We start from the raw sequence: 17,628 nt of genomic DNA, 5'->3' as shown, positions 1-17,628 counted from the left end.
AATATGAGGTATAAATGTATTATGAATCAAAAATCTTTAACAAAATTGGAATTTCCAAAAATTATAGAGATGCTGACCGATCACGCTTCTTCCCCTGGCGGAGCTTCATTCTGCCGACGGATCAAGCCGATGACCGACCTTAACAAAATCATCACTGCACAGGAACAGACTGCCGCAGCATTTACCCGCATTGTAAAGAAGGGAATTCCTTCTTTCAGCGGCTGCTATGCTGTCTCCGACTCTCTTAAGCGCCTGGAGATCGGAAGTGCCTTAAGCGCACCGGAACTCCTCCGGATCGGCAAGCTTCTTCAGACAACCGCCCGGATCAAATCCTACGGCCGTCATGAAAATGCAGACGATCAGGCAGATTGTCTGGATGTATATTTTGAACAGCTTGCGCCGCTTACACCACTTTCTGCCGAAATTGACCGCTGTATTCTTGGTGAAGATGAGATCAGCGATGATGCCAGCAGCAAATTAAAGCAGATCCGCCGCAGTATTAACGGCATGAATGACAAGATCCATTCTACCATGACCGGACTTTTGAACGGTTCCATGCGCACCTATCTCCAGGATGCCATTATTACCATGCGTGGCGATCGTTACTGTCTCCCGGTAAAAGCCGAGTACCGCAGCCAGGTAAATGGTCTGATCCATGACCAGTCAGCAACCGGCTCCACACTTTTCATTGAGCCGATGGCCGTTGTCAAACTGAACAATGATCTGAAAGAATTATATGCCCAGGAGCAGGAAGAAATCCAGGTGATCCTTGCCCGCCTCAGTGTGGATGCAGCTGAATATATTGAAGAAATCCGTCTGAACTACAAAGCACTTGTAGAACTGGATTTTATTTTTGCAAAAGGCGCACTGGCACTGGATATGAACGCCAGCCGCCCAGTCTTTAACACCGAAGGCCGGATCCGGATCCGTGAGGGAAGACACCCTCTTCTGGACCGTAAAAAAGTTGTTCCGATTAGTCTGACACTTGGAGATACCTTTGATCTTCTCGTCATAACCGGTCCGAATACAGGTGGTAAGACCGTTTCCCTCAAGACTGTGGGGCTTTTTACCCTCATGGGCCAGGCAGGTCTGCACATTCCTGCACTTGACCGTTCAGAACTTGCTGTATTTAACCAGGTTTATGCTGATATTGGTGACGAACAGAGTATTGAACAGTCTTTAAGTACCTTCTCTTCTCACATGACAAATGTGGTTTCTTTCCTAAATCATGTGGATGAGAATTCATTAGTCCTTTTCGATGAACTTGGTGCGGGAACCGATCCGACTGAGGGTGCTGCACTCGCTATCGCCATTCTGTCACATCTGCATAACCGTGGAATCCGCACTATGGCAACGACACACTACAGCGAACTGAAGGTATTTGCTCTTTCTACTCCGGGAGTAGAAAATGCCTGCTGTGAATTTGACGTGGAGACATTGAGCCCGACTTACCATCTTCTGATCGGTATTCCTGGAAAAAGTAATGCTTTCGCGATTTCCGAAAAACTCGGCCTTCCGGATTATATCATCCAGGATGCCAAAACGCATCTGACCGAGGAGGATGAATCTTTTGAAGATCTCCTTACTGATCTGGAACAGAGCCGCAAGACCATCGAAAAAGAGCGGGAAGAGGTTGCTTCTTACCGCCGCGAGATGGAGCGTCTCAAGTCCGAACTCAAGAACCAACAGGAAAAGCTGGATACACAGCGCGACCGGATCATTCGTGAGGCAAATGCCAGAGCAACCGACATTGTTCAGGAAGCCAAAGATTTTGCTGATGAGACAATGAAGAACTTCCGCAAATTCGGCAAAGCCAGTATTTCCGCTTCCGAGATGGAAAAAGAAAGAGAACGGATTCGCAAGCAGCTTTCCAAAACTGAAAATAAAAACCGTCTGGAAAAGAAAAAACCTTCCAAAGCTTACAAGGCAAGCGATTTCCATCTGGGCGATTCTGTAAAAGTACTGAGCATGAATCTGACCGGAACGGTAAATTCACTACCGGATGCCAAAGGCAACCTGTTTGTCCAGATGGGTATTCTCCGGTCACAGGTCAATATTTCCGATCTCGAACTGATCGAAGAACCGCTTACGGTTACTGCAAAGCAGATGCGCAAAACCAGCAGTGGCAAGATGAAGATGGGCAAATCCATGCATGTCAGTCCGGAGATCAATCTTCTTGGCAAGACAGTCGATGAAGCAGTTGCCGAACTTGACAAATATCTGGATGATGCCTATATCGCACACTTAAGTCCGGTACGAATTGTACACGGGAAAGGAACCGGCGCACTCAGGAACGGGATCCATCAGTATCTGCGCCGCCAGAAACATATCAAATCCTTCCGGCTGGGAGCTTTCGGGGAGGGCGATGCCGGTGTAACTATCGTAGAATTCAAATAATCATTGGGGGAACTATCATGGTGACTAAACAGAAAATCTTAATTGTAGATGACGACGAGAATATTGCAGAACTGATTTCTCTCTACCTTACAAAGGAATGCTTCGATACGATGATCGTACACGACGGGGAAGAAGCTCTTACCGCATTTGAATCCTATCAGCCAAACCTGATGCTGCTCGACCTGATGCTTCCGGGCATCGATGGCTATCAGGTCTGTCGCGAGATCCGCAGTAAGCACAATACCCCAATCATTATGCTTTCCGCAAAAGGAGAAGTATTTGACAAGGTGCTCGGTCTGGAGCTTGGTGCTGATGATTACGTCTTAAAACCATTCGATTCCAAGGAGCTTGTCGCAAGAGTAAAAGCGGTACTCAGACGCTATCAGCCTGCCAAACCAGAAACTCCTGCCGCCAGCCGCGGAAAGGTTGTTGACTATCCGGGAATCGAGATCAATCTTACCAATTACGCAGTAACCGTTGATGGTAAGAATGTAGATATGCCACCAAAAGAACTGGAACTTTTGTATTTCCTCGCCTCTTCACCAAACCAGGTATTCACACGCGAGCAGCTCCTTGACCAGATCTGGGGCTATGAGTATGTCGGCGACACCCGTACCGTTGATGTTCATATTAAGCGTCTGCGCGAGAAAATCAAGGATCATCCTTCCTGGGGACTTAGTACCGTCTGGGGAATCGGTTACAAATTTGAGGTGAAGTAATGAAAAGTACCCTTTACCTTAAATTTATCCTCTTATATATTATTCTCGGATTTTTAAGTATTTTTACAGTGGCATCCCTGTCATCCACATTGACAACCCACTATCTGGAAAGCAGCATTTCCGGCAATATGTATCAGTCGGCGAATCTGCTTGCATCCAATTATCTGCCGGACTATTTTTCCAAAACCATTACTCTGGCAGATGTTTATACACAGCTCAATGGTATGAGCGATTACCTGAATTCAGATATCTGGTTTGTTGATAATGAGGGATCTTTGCTTGCATCTGCCAAATCCGGCGATGTATCGTATGCCCCTTCCCGGATTGAAAATTTTGATCCTGCCGAATCCGGCGGCTCCACTTATCTGACCGGTGATTATCACGGGTACTTCAACTCAGAAATGATCACCGTGATTGCTCCGGTCACAGAGAATTTTTCAACCCACGGATATCTGCTTGTACATAAGCCTTACTCGCAGATCACAGACGCACATTCTGTTCTGATGCGTAACACGTATATCGTGATTCTGATCATTTATGTGCTCTCATTCATTATTTTGCTGGGTGTACATTTTCTGATCTACCGCCCGCTCGTCAAGATTACGAATGCAGCAAAGCAGTATGCTTCCGGCAATCTGGATGTTGTCATCCCGGTTAATACGCAGGATGAGATAGGATATCTTTCCGCATCTCTCAACTACATGTCTTCCCAACTGAAAGATATGGAGGATTACCAGAAGAAATTTGTGGCAAATGTATCCCATGATTTCCGTTCTCCTCTGACTTCCATCAAAGGCTATGTTGAAGCCATGGCGGATGGCACGATCCCACCTGAAATGCAGGGCAAATACTTAAATATCATCTTATTTGAAACAGAACGTCTTACTGACCTTACACGCGATCTGCTGACATTGAATGAATTTGATACGAAGGATCTTCTTCTTGATAAAACAGATTTTGATATTCACGAAGTGATCCGTAACACAGCAGCTTCTTTCGAAGGTACCTGCACTGCCAAAAAAATTTCTATCGAACTTCTTCTGGCAACTCGTACCCTGTATGTACATGCTGACCGGCACAAAATCCAACAGGTTCTATACAATCTGCTGGACAACGCGATCAAATTCAGCAATCCGGAGTCTACGATCACGATTGAAACCACACCGCGCGGTGACAAAGTATATACTTCCGTCAAAGATTATGGAATTGGCATTCCGAAATCAAGTATCAACAAAATATGGGAACGTTTTTACAAAAGCGATCTCTCCCGCGGAAAAGACAAAAAAGGAACCGGACTTGGGCTTTCGATCGTAAAAGAAATTATTCAGGCACACAATGAAAATATCAATGTGATCAGTACCGAGGGAGTTGGAACAGAATTTATCTTCTCCCTTCCACTGACGAAAAAATAACAAAAAGAAACGGTTGTAGCCGGCATAAATAATATGTCACTCACAACCGTTTTTATATAAAAATGTCTGAAACCCATTTTCCACAGATTTCAGACATTTCTTCTTACTAATAAAGCATCTTCTTAATCGAATCTTTATTCATATTATCTTTTGTAACCCAGGTATATCCGGTACTTACCGTTGCTTCATTTCCCTGACCAAGCACTGCTCTTGCGCAGGCAACAACCGTTGCATAGCCAATTCCGTATGGGTTCTGAACGATCAGTCCATCAATCTTCCCATCTTCCAGAAGCTTCATCTGATCCTCCCCGCCGTCAAAGCTCACTACCTTGATTCGGTCTTCCCCTGTTGTTTTGTCCATAGAGTCCAGAACATTCACCACAAGGTCTGCTACTGTTTCATTGGTTGCAAAAATTCCTTTTACATCCGGATACTTTTCAAGAAGATACTTGATTGCATCCTGCTGTGCCGTCTGGGTATCCCGGCTATCTGCGTTCTCTTCCTCTGCCTTTTGCACATTATCAGCAGTCTCCTGGGAATTCTTTTCAGATGAATCTGCATTGATCTCTTTCGAGATCGCATCCAGATCATCCAGATGCCAGATCTCTGCAACCGTTACATTCGGATCATTCTTTTCCACTTCCTGTACAAATCCCTGCTCTCTTTCTTCAGAAGAAGTAGACTTGGAGTCATGTGCGATTACAAGGATCTGACCACTCTCACCGATACTGTTGCACAGCTTACTTGCTGCTGTTGCAGCGGCAGTTGTATTATCTGTATCAATCATGGATACAATATTCTGATAATCGGTCCCGGAATCAAATGCTACGATCGGGATCCCATTCTCTGCAGCAAGATCAAACTGAACCTCACATGCCCCTGAATCAACTGCTGCGATCCCGACCGCAACCGGATACCGTGCAAGCTCCTCATCCAGAATATTTACCTGATCATCTACATCATTCTCTGTCTCCGGCGCAGAATAAACAAGCTTTACTTTATCATTCCCTTTATATCCCAGGTTTGTATTAATATCCGCTACCGCCTGCTTTGCACCTTCCTGAACAGCTTTCCAGTATGCGGAAGAACTTCCTCTTCCTATAATAGAAATCGAGCTTCCTTTCTCCAGATTCAGTCCCTGCACATTGCCATATGCAGATGGCTGTAAAACATCCAGGTTACTCTGATGCTCATTCTCTTCCCTTGTCTCATGGCTGAATGTCTGCTCTTTTCCTGTACCTGCATCATTCTTGCTTCCAGTTCCACATCCACCAGTCAAAAGTGCCACACAAAGTACAGCCGAAAGTATACTCCACCGTTTTTTCATAAATCCACTCCACTTTCTCTATCTTAAAATCAGTTTCATTATTGGTTATAAAATGGTACAGTACCCACTATACACCAAATCGCCCGGGAAAGGTAGAAAAATTTCTTAAGATTTCATAAATTCTTTTTGTTTTCATTTGTAAGTTTTATATTACTAACCTTTTGGTTTTATATTTCTAACCAAAGAAATGCCCATTTCGCGCTATTAGTTTGACATTTCTAACTCAATTGTATCTATTTTTAAGCATAAATTCCTCTTGTATATTTTCAAGTTCTGTATTAGAATAAAGTTATGCGAAAGGCATATTGATTTTAACTTTTTCATAATAATAAGGAGGATACATATCATGGCACACGTAATTTCAGACGAATGTGTAAGCTGCGGAGCTTGCGAAAGCGAATGTCCAGTAGGAGCAATCTCTATGGGTGCAGATCATATGCAGATCGATGCTTCTGCATGTGTTGACTGTGGCGCTTGCGAATCAGCATGTCCTACAGGAGCAATCAGCGCTGAGTAATCAGAACACGTAGATTGAATAAGACAGTAAGAAAGAGACGGTTTTCATCTGAAGATCGTCTCTTTTTATGTACACGTCTGAACCAAATACAGATCCAGTAAGCATCATCCTATCTGACATTCTTCCCTCTGCAACATTTGTCGAACGATTTTTCTTTCCATCTCTTCTTCTTATGCTACAATAGACTTGTACTCAATCTATATCACATACTTATTTTAATAAGGGGGTTATCGTATGGGCGACGTTCATTACATGATCTCAGAAGCTGCCAAACACGTTGGCGTAGAATCACATGTTCTTCGCTACTGGGAGGAAGAGCTTGATCTTCCGATCGGACGCACTGAGATGGGACATCGGCACTATACGGAAGAAGATATACAGCTTTTTAGCTGTATCAAAGAACTCAAAGAACAGGGACTACTCCTGAAGGAGATCAAACAGCTCCTTCCGGACATGCTTCGCACAAAAGCACTTCTGAAGGCCAGAAAATCGGATGCACCAAAGGCTGCCGCTTCGATAAACGAAGTTGCTGACCCCCAGGATCCGGCTCTTTCTGTTTATACAGCAGACAACCTTTCTCTTTCTGTTTATCAGCCTCTGCTCGAAGAGTCTCTCCGAAAAATTCTTTTGGAAAACAACCAGATCCTGGAGGGGTCTCTCGGCAAATCCGTATCTGAAAAAGTAACAAAGGAAATGGATTTTCTTTTACAGGCAAAAGAACGCCTGGAAGAAGACCGTTACCGGAAGCTTGATCATTTACTTCGTCAGCAGCAGGCGCTCCGGAAAGAAGCTTCAAAATCTGGCGCCGGACATTACCTGCGGAAATTATTTGGCGAAACCACATAAAAGTCAAAAGACAGCGAACAGTTTTGATTCTGTTCCCTGTCTTTTTCATTTCATAATTTCTCATTCCCCATCCACAACTTTTCGTTCTGAATTGGCAAATTTCGTGTACTGCGGAAGCCATGTAAGCGTTACGGTTCCAATCGGACCGTTTCTCTGTTTGGCAATAATGATCTCTGCCTCATTGACATGCTCCGTATCCTTATTATAATAATCATCTCGATAAATGAACATAACCACGTCGGCATCCTGCTCGATTGCTCCGGACTCACGCAGATCAGAAAGCATCGGTCTGTGATCTGGTCTCTGCTCAACCGCACGGCTCAGCTGTGACAGTGCAATGACCGGCACACTTAATTCTCGGGCAAGCGCTTTTAAGGAACGGGAAATATCGGAAATTTCCTGTTGACGGGACTCATTACGTCCACCAACACTTCCGCTCATCAACTGCAGGTAGTCGATGATGATCAGCTCAAGATTATGTTCCATTTTATATTTTCTGCATTTGGAACGCATTTCCGAAATCGAAATACCCGGTGTATCATCAATGATCAGGTTCGATCTTCCAATTGTTCCGGCACCTTCGATCAGCTTTTCCCAGTCAGAATCCTTCAGATTACCGTTTCTTAAAAGCTGTGCATCTACATAGGATTCCAGCGAGAACAGACGGTTTACCAGCTGTTCCTTTGACATTTCCAGACTGAATATGGCAACTGTACGGTTCTGTTTAAACGCCACATGCTGTGCAATGTTCAGTACAAACGCCGTCTTACCCATAGAAGGACGGGCTGCAACCAGGATCAGATCGGAGGGCTGCAGACCGGATGTCTTGTAATCCAGGTCAATAAATCCTGTCGGAATTCCTGTAACAGTTCCCTTACTCTTAGATGCTTTCTCAATTTTCTCAAGGGCATTTAACACTACCTGCTTGATCGGCACGTATTCACCATTTCCTCCGCGGTTCTGCACCAGCTCAAAAACCTGCTTCTCTGTCCTTTCAAGGATCGCCTCCAGCGGCTCCTGTCCCTGATAACATTCATCCGCAATCGCTTCATTCATCTTGATCAGACGTCTCAACGTTGCTTTTTCAGAAACGATCTCAGCATAATACTTTACATTTGCCGAGGTTGGAACTGCTGTTACCAGATCCCGTACAAATTCAAGACTACTGATCTCTTCCGGAACAGCTTTTTCACGCAGACGGTTCTGCAGTGTAATCAGGTCAACGGGTTTTCCCTCATTAAAAAGTTCTACCACTGAATCGAAAATTACACCATATGCCTTTTGATAAAAGTCGTCTCCACAAATGATCTCGGCAGCTACTGTAATCGCATCCCGGTCCATCAGCATCGCCCCGACAACAGACTGCTCTGCCTCTATGCTGTGTGGCGGTACTCTCTTAATGAGTGCTTCATCCATGTCTCAGATCCTCCTAAGCTTCCCCAACGTGCACTTTTAATTCAGCAGTCACTTTCTGGTGAAGTTTGACCGGTACAAGATGCATTCCCGGTGTACGGATCGCTTCTTTGATCTGGATCTTCTTCTTGTCAAGATCATATCCAAGCTGTTCTTTTACTGCAATTGCAATTTCCTTTGAAGACACAGAACCGAATGTTCTTCCACCTTCCCCGGTCTTGATCTTGAGTTCTACTTTTGCTGCCTCTAATTTCTTTGCAAGTTCCTGCGCTGCTTCCAGATGCTCCTGTGCAACCTTTTCTTCATTCTGTTTCTGAAGCTTTAAGTCATTTAAATTCTTTCCATTTGCTTCCAGTCCAAGGTTTTTTTTGAAAATGAAGTTTCTTGCATATCCGTCACTTACATTTACAACCTCGCCTTTTTTCCCAAGGGATTTTACATCTTCCAATAAAATAACTTTCATCTTAAATATCTCCTTCTTCTATCATAATATCGATTGTCTTTTTCAGAGTTTCAATCGCTCTTTCCATATCGGAATATGGAAATTGGGCACCGGCAGTGTTGATATGACCGCCTCCGCCGAGCCGCTCCATAATGATCTGTACATTGATCTCATCAATGGAACGTGCACTGATGTAAATCTTACCATTATATTCAGTCAGTACAAAAGAAGCCTTGATCTCCTCAATATTGAGAAGCTCATTTGATGCCTGTGCTCCGATAATAGTGGGACTTTCAATTCCCAGATGTTCGCCTCGCGCGATCGCAAATACATCCCGATACACCTCAGCACTGCTGATTACTGCAGCTTTTGCCCGGTAAGATGCCATATCATCACGGAGGAGTTTTCTTACATAAGTAACATCTGCGCCACATCTTCTCAGGTACGCAGCTGCCTCAAAGGTCCGGACTCCTGTTCTGGACATGAAATTGTTGGTATCAACCAGAATACCTGCATACATACTGTTCGCTTCCATGGAATTCAAACGCAGATCATCGCCGATATACTGAAGAACCTCTGCTACCATCTCACACGCCGAGGAAGCATATGGCTCAATATACGACAGAACCGCATTCTCAATCACTTCATCACTCTGTCTGTGGTGATCCAGAACTGCAATCGTCTTCGTCAGACGAAGCAGGCGTTCACATTCTGTCATCTTTGGCTTATTGGTGTCAACAACAACTACCATTGTATTGTCATCTGCCAGTTCCTCCGCCTCATGGGAAGTCACAAACAGATCATCCGGATACTTCGGATCATCAGTAAATGCTTCATAAAGCGGTCTGAGTGTCACAGAAATATCATTCAGGACAATATTGACTTTCTTTTCCATCGCACTTGCTGCCCGGTAAATACCGATTGCAGCACCAAATGAATCCACATCTGCCATCTTATGTCCCATTACGATCACACGCTCTTTTCCGGTGATAAACTCCCGGAGTGCTTCTGCTTTTACTCTTGCTTTTACTCGGGTATTCTTAGAAGTCTGCTCACGCTTTCCGCCATAATAGCTGATTCCCTTGTTATTCTTCACAACTACCTGATCTCCGCCTCTTGCAAGTGCAAGATCGATCGCTATACGGGCATAATTATATCCTGCAGCATAGGTATCTGTACTGAGTCCAAGCCCAATACTTAGTGTAACCGGAATCTGATTGCCGATACTGACTCCTTTTACCTCATCAAGTAAAGAAAAACGGTCTTTTTCCATTCGATTGAAGCTTTCTTTTTTAATTACAACAAAATATTTGTCTTTCTCAAGCTTCTTCACAATACCGGAAAAATCCGCAATATACTGGTTGATCTTACGGTCGATCAATGCCACCAGAAGAGACTGCCTTACTTCCTCGACACTTTCCATGACCTCTTCATAGTTATCAATATAAACCAGTCCGGCCACCAGCCGCTGCTCTTCATTCGCCCGGATATACCGGTTCAGCTCTGTCACATCCTGAAGATGTATCGCAATAAAATATTCCTTTTCCTCCGGTATCTCCAGAAGCTGCTCTGTCTCACTGAAACCTTCGACCGATACGCACTGGATCTCAGCCTGATAATCTCTGTCAAGATAATTGAATTCCAGGCTTACCGATTCATTGTCTTCCTTTGGAAATACGCCCCGGTTTAGCTCCGGAATATATTTACTCAGATAGGTATCCTTCCGGATAGTCGTCCCAAGGACTTCCCGGAACTGTGTGTTCGTCCAGATGATTTTTCCATCATCCAGTAAAATCGCATACGGAATCGAAAGTTCCTTCAGAAGTGTATTCTGGACAATTCCGTACTGCGCTGCAAACTCTACCATATCTGCCAGAATCAGAGACTTGTTGTAAAAATACATAATGCCAATGACGACTGCATAAACCAGCACAAACGCACTCATAAGCAGCCCGGCCTTTCGATCCATCCTGAAGATCCAGATATTCATCAGGATAAGGAAAAGAATCATAATTCCCGGCCATTGCATATACAATTTCAGTTGTCCCTTTAACTTTATATCCTTTTTCATCTTTCAGCCCTCTTAAAACCTATAGATATTTGTATTATATCACCTTTCCGGATATTAGGGAACTAAAAAATGTGCCAGGGCAACGTTCACCCTGACACATTTTTCTTTCTTTTTTTAAGCTTCGTATCCATTCGGATTCATTGTCTGCCATCTCCATGAATCCTCACACATCTTGTCGATTCCGCGTTCTGCAACCCATCCGAGCTCGTTCTTTGCTTTTTCTGCATTACAGTAGCATGTTGCGATATCTCCGGCTCTTCTTGGCTTGATCTGGTAAGGGATCTCTTTTCCACATGCTTTTTCAAATGCATGCAATACATCCAGTACTGAATATCCTACTCCGGTTCCAAGATTGTAAATGCTTACGCCTGATTTTTCCTGGATCTTCTTCAGCGCCTTTACGTGTCCAATTGCAAGGTCAACTACATGAATGTAGTCTCTCACACCTGTTCCGTCCGGTGTATCATAATCATCACCAAATACACCCAGGCATTCCAGCTTACCGATCGCAACCTGTGCAATATATGGAAGCAGGTTGTTCGGGATACCCTTCGGATCTTCTCCCATCAGTCCGCTCTCATGTGCGCCGATCGGGTTGAAGTAACGAAGAAGAACAACATTCCACTCCGGATCAGCCTTATGCAGGTCTGTCAGGATCTGCTCAAGCATCCATTTTGTCCATCCATAAGGATTCGTACAGGTTCCCTTCGGGCATTCTTCTGTAATCGGGATAAATGCCGGATCACCATATACCGTTGCTGAAGAACTGAAGATGATGTTCTTCACATTATGGTTACGCATAACATCACAGAGTGTAAGTGTACCTGCAATATTGTTCTGATAATATTCAAGTGGCTTTGCAACAGATTCTCCGACTGCTTTAAGTCCTGCGAAATGAATGACACATTCTACACTTTCTTTGTCAAAAATCTGATCCAGTGCTTCTTTATCTCTGATATCTGCTTTATAAAATGTAACGTTCTTACCGGTGATCTTCTCTACACGTCTGATTGCTTCTTCAGAAGCATTGCAAAGATTATCTACTACAATAACTTCATATCCTGCATTCAGCATCTCTACACATGTGTGACTGCCGATAAATCCGGCTCCGCCTGTTACTAAAATTGCCATGATTTTTTCCTCCTGAAATTAGAATCATTTACTTTTCTTTACACACTATAGCACACATCCTGCCTATATGGAAGTGTTTTTACTAAATTATTTGTATTTTTTAGTAAATCAAATGAACTATTTACTAAATTTTAACAAATTTCTACTCTTCCCAGAGATTTTCCGGATAAAGACCTTCTTTTTTCAGATTGCGGATCGCTTCTACGACAACCGGTTTGTCTTCTTTATAAGTTACGCCGTACCATTTATCTGCCGACGGAAGAACCGCTGCTGTTGCGCGGTCTGCCTCCAGAAGATTGCTTACGACTGCCGGCAGGAAATATTCACACTTCATCGGATTTTCAGTAAGTCCTTTCTTCAGGAACTGTGGAAATTCTGCTTTCAGCTCGTCCAGTATGCTTCTCGTAAATCCCCACATATTCATGGAAACCAGTGTATCCTCTGGTAAATTTTCCCAAGTTTCTCCATCATTTTCAGTAAATGCAATCTTACCGTCACGCTTCTCAATGCGGGTTCTTTCGGTAATATTTACCAGTTCCCCTTCTTCATTGGTCGTACAGATTCCTCTTGCCACATGACCATTGTCTGTTACTGTATTCTTCAGAAGATATCCAACCATCGCATAACGATACTTATCATCATCCTCATGCTCAGACAGATAATTATAAATTGCTTCAAACGCATGTCTTCCATAATAATCATCTGCATTGATAACAGCAAATGGCCCGTCGATCTCATCAATGCAGCTGAGGACTGCATGTCCGGTTCCCCACGGTTTCACTCTGCCTTCCGGAACATCAAAACCTTCCGGAATGTTGTTGATATCCTGAAATACATAAGAAACCTCCATATATTTTGCCATACGGTTTCCTACTGCTTCTCTGAAACTGTCTTCATTTTCTTTCTTTATAATAAAAATAACCTTCTCAAATCCGGCTCTTTTTGCATCAAACAGGGAAAAATCCATAATGATGTGTCCCTCTTTATCAACTGGATCGATCTGTTTAAGTCCGCCATAACGGCTTCCCATTCCTGCTGCCATAATTACTAAAACTGGTTTTTTCATAATTGATTCTCCAATTCTTTTTTAGATTTCAAAACTTTCTCTTTCTTATTCTAACCCCAAATGACTCCTTTTTCAATCGTCTGTCAGACAGAAAAACAGTAAAAAAACAGGACTTCCAAAATGGAAATCCTGTTCTGATCATATTCGATTAATCCTGAACGTATGGCATTAAAGCGATATGTCTTGCTCTCTTGATTGCTACTGTAAGAGCTCTCTGATGTTTTGCACAGTTTCCTGTGATTCTTCTCGGAAGGATTTTTCCTCTCTCAGAAACATATTTCTTTAATTTTGCTGTATCTTTGTAATCGATTTCGTTGTTTTCTTTACCACAGAATACACAAACTTTTTTTCTTCTGCGTCCGCCTCTTCTCTTCATTGGAGAATCCGGTCTGTTTCCTTTTTCGAATGCCATTGTACACATCTCCTTTCAACCTTAATTAAACGGTAACTCCTCATCAATTCCGTCTGGAATGTTCATGAAACCGTCACCTGCATCAGCGCTTGGCGCCGGTGCCGGGGCTGCCTGATAAGACTGTGTATTAGCACTGCTAGCATTCTTACTTTCTGCGAATTCCTGTTCCTCAACAACAACTTCTGTTGTATAGACCTTTACACCATCCCTGTTGGTATAGCTTCCGGTCTGGATTCTTCCGCAAACCACTACGCGCATTCCCTGACGGAAATAACGTTCTGTAAATTCAGCACTCTTTCCGAACACAACACAGTTAATAAAATCTGCGGTCTGTTCTCCGTCACGCTTGAATCTGCGGTCTACAGCTAATGTATATCTTGCAATAGCGAGAGCGTTCTCACCTTGTGAATATCTCACTTCAGGATCTCTTGTCAGACGTCCCATTAAAACTACTTTATTCATACGTTGCCTCTTTCTAAGCTTCCTGTTTCACGCATAAATATCTGATTACACCATCCATGATACGAATTCTTTCTTCGATTTCGCCTGGTGTTGTTGTTTCAGATTCAAAGTGAATGAAGTAGTAGTAAGCTTCTTTCATCTTCTGGATTTCGTAAGCTAATCTCTTCTTTCCCCATTCGTCAACGTCAGTAATGTTACCACCGAAACGTGTAACAAGTGCTTTCACCTTTTCGATTACTTCTGCTCTGGCGTCGTCTTCGAGTTTTGCGCTGACAACAACTGCTAATTCATATTTGCTCATGTCCTGCACCTCCTTATGGTCTTTTGGCTCCCGGATCCGCCGGGAACAAGGATAAATAATATATCACAAGTTGATATGATATCATAATTCAGGCTTTGTTTCAAGCCTTTTTTCTTATTTCTTTTGTATTTTTTTCAACCAGTCTGCGCGGTACCATTACCTGGTGTCCGCATCCCTGGCATTTCAGGCGAAAATCCGCCCCTACTCTCAGGATCTCCCACTCTGAGCTTCCGCACGGATGCGGTTTTTTCATCCGGATCACATCTCCGACTTCAAATTTTGCTTCTGCTGCCATCTCTTTACTCCTCTTTTATTCTCCTGCCGGCTGTACATTTACCCTGACACCGTGTACGATCGTTCTGTCATCATTTCCCTCCCGTGTACAGGTGGACAACGTCACGATCTTTGAATCATTTCCCACTTCCACACCTGTATCATACAAAGAAGACGCCTTCGTTGCTTCAAGAAAGGATGCAAACGCCGCATCATCTGCGAACTGATATGTATAGCCTTCGGAAGTATCTTTTACCACTCCAACAGAATAAATCTGATAAGTAGCCACATTGCCATCCGGTGTATAAATATAGAAGGAAGGGTATTTTTCCCAGAAACTTTTTTCGTGATACTGCTCCAGCTCATTAAACATCGTTCCATTATACATATAATGTCCGTAAATGATCGTGTTTCTGTCATTAAAATCCGCATGATTATAAGCATTTACAAAAATCGTTCCTACGGTATTGTCATATCCTTTGAATGTCTTACTCAGATATTCCGAATTATCACTTCCCTGCACAACCGGATAATTGATCACCGCCGGTTCATCAAAACGGATCCATGCAACCACATCCGGATTGATCTGTCTGAGTGCATCAAAATCCACGGAAAATCTGCTTCCATCCTGATCGTCCGTCCCGTTCTCCTGTTCCCCCTTATCTTCCGTAACCGCAAGCTTTACCAGATCATCATACTCACTTTCCCCTTTGTGATATCCGTTAAAGATTTTATACAGCTGAAAGGCAGAAAATGCAAACACACAGATTGCAACGATCAAAATGACCGTACTGATGATTCCACCTTTTTTCTTGCGCCGGTCACGCCTGGAATGCTTTCCATACCGACCATATTCTTTCCGTCCCATAATTTCCTCCTCTGCTTTTTATATATGATGTTCCCAGATTGCTCCATTGCCATGCAATCTCAGAAGTCCTATTTTCTTCCATATTTTCACGATATCAGCAGTATAACATACTTTTTAGAGTTTTTTAATAGAGAGTTTATTGATTTTTGTGTGTGCAGGCGTACAATGTAAACTATCGTATAGTATCATATTCTATAAATAAAAAAGATTGGGTGAACATTATGAAAGAAAAACTGATGCGTTTTATGTATGGAAGGTACGGAGTAGATACCTTCGGCAAATTTCTCTTATGGAGCGGCGTAATTCTGATGCTGATCACAAGCATCTTCCATTTTCGTATTTTTTATGTAATTGGGTGGGCATTCGTGATATACTCTTACTATCGCATGTTTTCACGTCAGACCTACAAGCGTGCACTGGAAAACCAGAAATTTCTCCAGCACACTTCAAAGATCCGTGGATTTTTTGCAAAACAGAAGTATATGGCAGCGCAGCACAAGACGCACCACATTTACAAGTGTCCAAACTGCAAACAGAAGATCCGTGTTCCAAAGGGAAAAGGTAAAATTGAGATCCGCTGTCCAAAATGCCAGACTACTTTTATCAAAAAAAGCTAACGATCAGGAGAATAATCAATTATGCAGGATCCTTACTCAATACTCGGCGTTTCACGGGATGCTTCCGACGAGGAGATCAAGAAAGCCTACCGCAAATTAAGCCGTATTTATCATCCGGATGCCAATATCAACAATCCAAATAAAGATCAGGCAGAAGCCAAATTCAAAGAAATCCAGCAGGCTTACCAGCAGATCATGAAAGAAAAAGAAATGGGTGCTTCCGGATATACCGGAACAGGCTCCGGAGGTTATGGTGATGCCGGAAGCGGATACGGAGGTTTTGGCGGTTTTGGTCCATTTGGCGGTTTCTACGGTCAGTATACCAATCAGAATCAGCAGACAACTGAGACAGAAGAAGATATTCATCTGCGTGCCGCCGCCAATTATCTGAACAGTGGCCATTATAAAGAAGCTTTAAATGTCCTTTCAGGGATCAAAGACCGTTCTGCCAGATGGTACTATTACAGCTCTATCGCCAATTCCGGCATGGGCAATAATGTCCTCGCCCTGGAGCACGCCAAAGAAGCACTTCGTCTGGAGCCGTCCAACTATCAATATCAGTCTCTTGTCAGCCGTCTTGAAAATGGTGGAAGCTGGTATCGTACACAACAGACAATGTATGGCGGTACACCAACGATCAACAATGATTTCTGCGTGAAGCTCTGCATTGCCAACATCATGTGCAATCTCTGCTGTGGCGGCGGTGGATTCTTCTGCGGTTCTCCTTATACATACCACTAAATAACAGGAGGAAATATTATATGTTAGATTATCTTGTTGTCTATGAGAGTGAGACAGGAAATACAAAAAAAATAGCAACAGAAATTTTTGCATCTCTTCCGGGGATGTCCAAAGATCTGATAAATCTTCATGAACGTACCGATTTCCCAGAGGCCAAAATTTATTTTGTCGGTTTCTGTGTTCACCGCGGAACCTGCAGCCTCGAGATCGGCAACTTCCTTTCCGGTCTGTCGTACAAATCCGTCGCTCTCTTTGGAACCTGCGGTGCCGGGAACAGCCTGGAATACTACAAAAAGATCGCATCCAGTGTCCGGATCTGGCTTGAAGACGACAATCGTTATCTTGGTTCTTTTATCTGCCAGGGGAAAATGCCACTTGCTGTCCGTCAAAAATATGAATCCTTGCTGAACACACCAAAAGATTGCGATTGCCAGCAAATCCGACGGCAATTACAGAATTTTGACGAAGCAATGATTCATCCGACACGCACAGATCTTGAAAATGCGGCTCTTTTTGCTACCGAATGTATAGAAAAAGTTAAGTCTATGTAAAAAAAGTGTAAAAAAATATCGTTTCAGTCTACCTATGGAAACTTTCTTGTTATATAATAAGG

At 43.3% G+C, this 17,628-nt stretch carries 19 protein-coding genes; 8 read left to right on the top strand and 11 right to left on the bottom strand.

Annotated features, from left to right (window positions below):
• Nucleotides 1-21: 21 nt before the first annotated feature.
• The 3 genes from PG766_RS04285 to PG766_RS04275 are packed head-to-tail and all read left to right on the top strand — an operon-like array spanning nucleotide 22 to nucleotide 4,528.
• Nucleotides 22-2,397 (top strand): endonuclease MutS2, encoded by a 2,376-nt coding sequence (locus PG766_RS04285; protein ID WP_270590462.1) that lies wholly within the window; start codon nucleotides 22-24, stop codon nucleotides 2,395-2,397.
• A 17-nt stretch (nucleotides 2,398-2,414) separates the two neighbouring features.
• Nucleotides 2,415-3,116, top strand: a complete 702-nt coding sequence (locus PG766_RS04280) for a response regulator transcription factor (RefSeq protein ID WP_008368880.1) — start codon at nucleotides 2,415-2,417, stop codon at nucleotides 3,114-3,116.
• Nucleotides 3,116-4,528, top strand: a complete 1,413-nt coding sequence (locus PG766_RS04275) for a sensor histidine kinase (protein ID WP_195251402.1) — start codon at nucleotides 3,116-3,118, stop codon at nucleotides 4,526-4,528. The genes PG766_RS04280 and PG766_RS04275 overlap by 1 nt, the downstream gene beginning before the upstream one ends.
• Before the next feature lie 106 nt (nucleotides 4,529-4,634).
• Here the strand turns inward: PG766_RS04275 and PG766_RS04270 are convergent, their stop codons facing one another.
• Nucleotides 4,635-5,855, bottom strand: a complete 1,221-nt coding sequence (locus PG766_RS04270) for a substrate-binding domain-containing protein (RefSeq protein WP_055247939.1) — start codon at nucleotides 5,853-5,855, stop codon at nucleotides 4,635-4,637.
• A gap of 346 nt (nucleotides 5,856-6,201) precedes the next feature.
• Between PG766_RS04270 and PG766_RS04265 the strand changes: the two genes are divergently transcribed.
• Nucleotides 6,202-6,372, top strand: a complete 171-nt coding sequence (locus PG766_RS04265) for a DUF362 domain-containing protein (RefSeq protein ID WP_008368888.1) — start codon at nucleotides 6,202-6,204, stop codon at nucleotides 6,370-6,372.
• Between the two features lie 234 nt (nucleotides 6,373-6,606).
• Nucleotides 6,607-7,218, top strand: coding sequence for a helix-turn-helix domain-containing protein (locus PG766_RS04260; protein ID WP_117557964.1), 612 nt, complete (start codon nucleotides 6,607-6,609; stop codon nucleotides 7,216-7,218).
• A gap of 60 nt (nucleotides 7,219-7,278) precedes the next feature.
• On the opposite strand, the gene dnaB is transcribed toward PG766_RS04260, so the two are convergent.
• The 10 genes from dnaB to srtB all read right to left on the bottom strand — a co-directional run bounded on the left by dnaB (nucleotide 7,279) and on the right by srtB (nucleotide 15,657).
• Nucleotides 7,279-8,634, bottom strand: a complete 1,356-nt coding sequence (gene dnaB, locus PG766_RS04255; protein WP_195230958.1) for a replicative DNA helicase — start codon at nucleotides 8,632-8,634, stop codon at nucleotides 7,279-7,281.
• Between the two features lie 13 nt (nucleotides 8,635-8,647).
• Nucleotides 8,648-9,094 (bottom strand): 50S ribosomal protein L9, encoded by a 447-nt coding sequence (gene rplI, locus PG766_RS04250; protein ID WP_008368899.1) that lies wholly within the window; start codon nucleotides 9,092-9,094, stop codon nucleotides 8,648-8,650.
• Nucleotide 9,095: 1 nt separating this feature from the next.
• Nucleotides 9,096-11,144, bottom strand: coding sequence for a DHH family phosphoesterase (locus PG766_RS04245; RefSeq protein WP_118219462.1), 2,049 nt, complete (start codon nucleotides 11,142-11,144; stop codon nucleotides 9,096-9,098).
• Nucleotides 11,145-11,258: 114 nt separating this feature from the next.
• Nucleotides 11,259-12,275, bottom strand: a complete 1,017-nt coding sequence (gene galE, locus PG766_RS04240) for a UDP-glucose 4-epimerase GalE (protein WP_022221100.1) — start codon at nucleotides 12,273-12,275, stop codon at nucleotides 11,259-11,261.
• Nucleotides 12,276-12,417: 142 nt separating this feature from the next.
• Complete coding sequence (locus PG766_RS04235) at nucleotides 12,418-13,341, bottom strand: nucleotidyltransferase family protein (RefSeq protein WP_118199542.1); 924 nt, start codon at nucleotides 13,339-13,341, stop codon at nucleotides 12,418-12,420.
• Between the two features lie 148 nt (nucleotides 13,342-13,489).
• Nucleotides 13,490-13,753, bottom strand: a complete 264-nt coding sequence (rpsR, locus tag PG766_RS04230; RefSeq protein WP_008368909.1) for a 30S ribosomal protein S18 — start codon at nucleotides 13,751-13,753, stop codon at nucleotides 13,490-13,492.
• A gap of 21 nt (nucleotides 13,754-13,774) precedes the next feature.
• Complete coding sequence (locus tag PG766_RS04225; RefSeq protein WP_055155542.1) at nucleotides 13,775-14,215, bottom strand: single-stranded DNA-binding protein; 441 nt, start codon at nucleotides 14,213-14,215, stop codon at nucleotides 13,775-13,777.
• 13 nt (nucleotides 14,216-14,228) lie between these two features.
• Nucleotides 14,229-14,516 carry a 30S ribosomal protein S6 gene (gene rpsF, locus PG766_RS04220; protein WP_008368913.1) on the bottom strand — a complete coding sequence of 96 codons (288 nt, stop codon included), beginning with the start codon at nucleotides 14,514-14,516 and terminating at the stop codon, nucleotides 14,229-14,231.
• Between the two features lie 100 nt (nucleotides 14,517-14,616).
• The gene (locus PG766_RS04215) at nucleotides 14,617-14,811 is read right to left on the bottom strand and encodes a DUF951 domain-containing protein (RefSeq protein WP_022221102.1); all 195 of its coding nucleotides are present in this window, start codon (nucleotides 14,809-14,811) and stop codon (nucleotides 14,617-14,619) included.
• Nucleotides 14,812-14,826: 15 nt separating this feature from the next.
• Nucleotides 14,827-15,657 (bottom strand): class B sortase, encoded by an 831-nt coding sequence (gene srtB, locus PG766_RS04210; protein ID WP_270590459.1) that lies wholly within the window; start codon nucleotides 15,655-15,657, stop codon nucleotides 14,827-14,829.
• 221 nt (nucleotides 15,658-15,878) lie between these two features.
• Here srtB and PG766_RS04205 point away from each other — a divergent pair, with 221 nt between their 5' ends.
• From PG766_RS04205 to bilS, 3 genes are read left to right on the top strand one after another with little or no spacing between them, the layout of a single operon-like run.
• Complete coding sequence (locus tag PG766_RS04205) at nucleotides 15,879-16,274, top strand: hypothetical protein (protein ID WP_117557970.1); 396 nt, start codon at nucleotides 15,879-15,881, stop codon at nucleotides 16,272-16,274.
• 21 nt (nucleotides 16,275-16,295) lie between these two features.
• Nucleotides 16,296-17,015 carry a J domain-containing protein gene (locus tag PG766_RS04200; RefSeq protein ID WP_270590457.1) on the top strand — a complete coding sequence of 240 codons (720 nt, stop codon included), beginning with the start codon at nucleotides 16,296-16,298 and terminating at the stop codon, nucleotides 17,013-17,015.
• 20 nt (nucleotides 17,016-17,035) lie between these two features.
• Complete coding sequence (gene bilS / locus PG766_RS04195) at nucleotides 17,036-17,566, top strand: flavodoxin family protein BilS (RefSeq protein ID WP_270590456.1); 531 nt, start codon at nucleotides 17,036-17,038, stop codon at nucleotides 17,564-17,566.
• Nucleotides 17,567-17,628 lie beyond the last annotated feature (62 nt).

Origin of the sequence: Coprococcus sp. LG101-27, from assembly GCF_027695515.1 — a bacterium.
Taxonomy (GTDB): Bacteria; Bacillota; Clostridia; order Lachnospirales; family Lachnospiraceae; genus Allocoprococcus; species Allocoprococcus comes.
Note: the sequence above shows the minus strand (reverse complement) of the source record. Positions and strands in the feature narration are given on the sequence as shown.

Coding starts and splice junctions, on each gene's coding strand:
- rpsR (WP_008368909.1), bottom strand. CDS start 13,753: ATGGCATTCGAAAAAGGAAACAGACCGGATTCTCCAATGAAGAGAAGA.
- PG766_RS04200 (WP_270590457.1), top strand. CDS start 16,296: ATGCAGGATCCTTACTCAATACTCGGCGTTTCACGGGATGCTTCCGAC.
- PG766_RS04225 (WP_055155542.1), bottom strand. CDS start 14,215: ATGAATAAAGTAGTTTTAATGGGACGTCTGACAAGAGATCCTGAAGTG.
- PG766_RS04215 (WP_022221102.1), bottom strand. CDS start 14,811: ATGGCAGCAGAAGCAAAATTTGAAGTCGGAGATGTGATCCGGATGAAA.
- galE (WP_022221100.1), bottom strand. CDS start 12,275: ATGGCAATTTTAGTAACAGGCGGAGCCGGATTTATCGGCAGTCACACA.
- PG766_RS04235 (WP_118199542.1), bottom strand. CDS start 13,341: ATGAAAAAACCAGTTTTAGTAATTATGGCAGCAGGAATGGGAAGCCGT.
- PG766_RS04275 (WP_195251402.1), top strand. CDS start 3,116: ATGAAAAGTACCCTTTACCTTAAATTTATCCTCTTATATATTATTCTC.
- PG766_RS04285 (WP_270590462.1), top strand. CDS start 22: ATGAATCAAAAATCTTTAACAAAATTGGAATTTCCAAAAATTATAGAG.
- bilS (WP_270590456.1), top strand. CDS start 17,036: ATGTTAGATTATCTTGTTGTCTATGAGAGTGAGACAGGAAATACAAAA.
- rplI (WP_008368899.1), bottom strand. CDS start 9,094: ATGAAAGTTATTTTATTGGAAGATGTAAAATCCCTTGGGAAAAAAGGC.
- dnaB (WP_195230958.1), bottom strand. CDS start 8,634: ATGGATGAAGCACTCATTAAGAGAGTACCGCCACACAGCATAGAGGCA.
- PG766_RS04265 (WP_008368888.1), top strand. CDS start 6,202: ATGGCACACGTAATTTCAGACGAATGTGTAAGCTGCGGAGCTTGCGAA.
- PG766_RS04245 (WP_118219462.1), bottom strand. CDS start 11,144: ATGAAAAAGGATATAAAGTTAAAGGGACAACTGAAATTGTATATGCAA.
- PG766_RS04280 (WP_008368880.1), top strand. CDS start 2,415: ATGGTGACTAAACAGAAAATCTTAATTGTAGATGACGACGAGAATATT.
- PG766_RS04205 (WP_117557970.1), top strand. CDS start 15,879: ATGAAAGAAAAACTGATGCGTTTTATGTATGGAAGGTACGGAGTAGAT.
- srtB (WP_270590459.1), bottom strand. CDS start 15,657: ATGGGACGGAAAGAATATGGTCGGTATGGAAAGCATTCCAGGCGTGAC.
- PG766_RS04260 (WP_117557964.1), top strand. CDS start 6,607: ATGGGCGACGTTCATTACATGATCTCAGAAGCTGCCAAACACGTTGGC.
- PG766_RS04270 (WP_055247939.1), bottom strand. CDS start 5,855: ATGAAAAAACGGTGGAGTATACTTTCGGCTGTACTTTGTGTGGCACTT.
- rpsF (WP_008368913.1), bottom strand. CDS start 14,516: ATGAGCAAATATGAATTAGCAGTTGTTGTCAGCGCAAAACTCGAAGAC.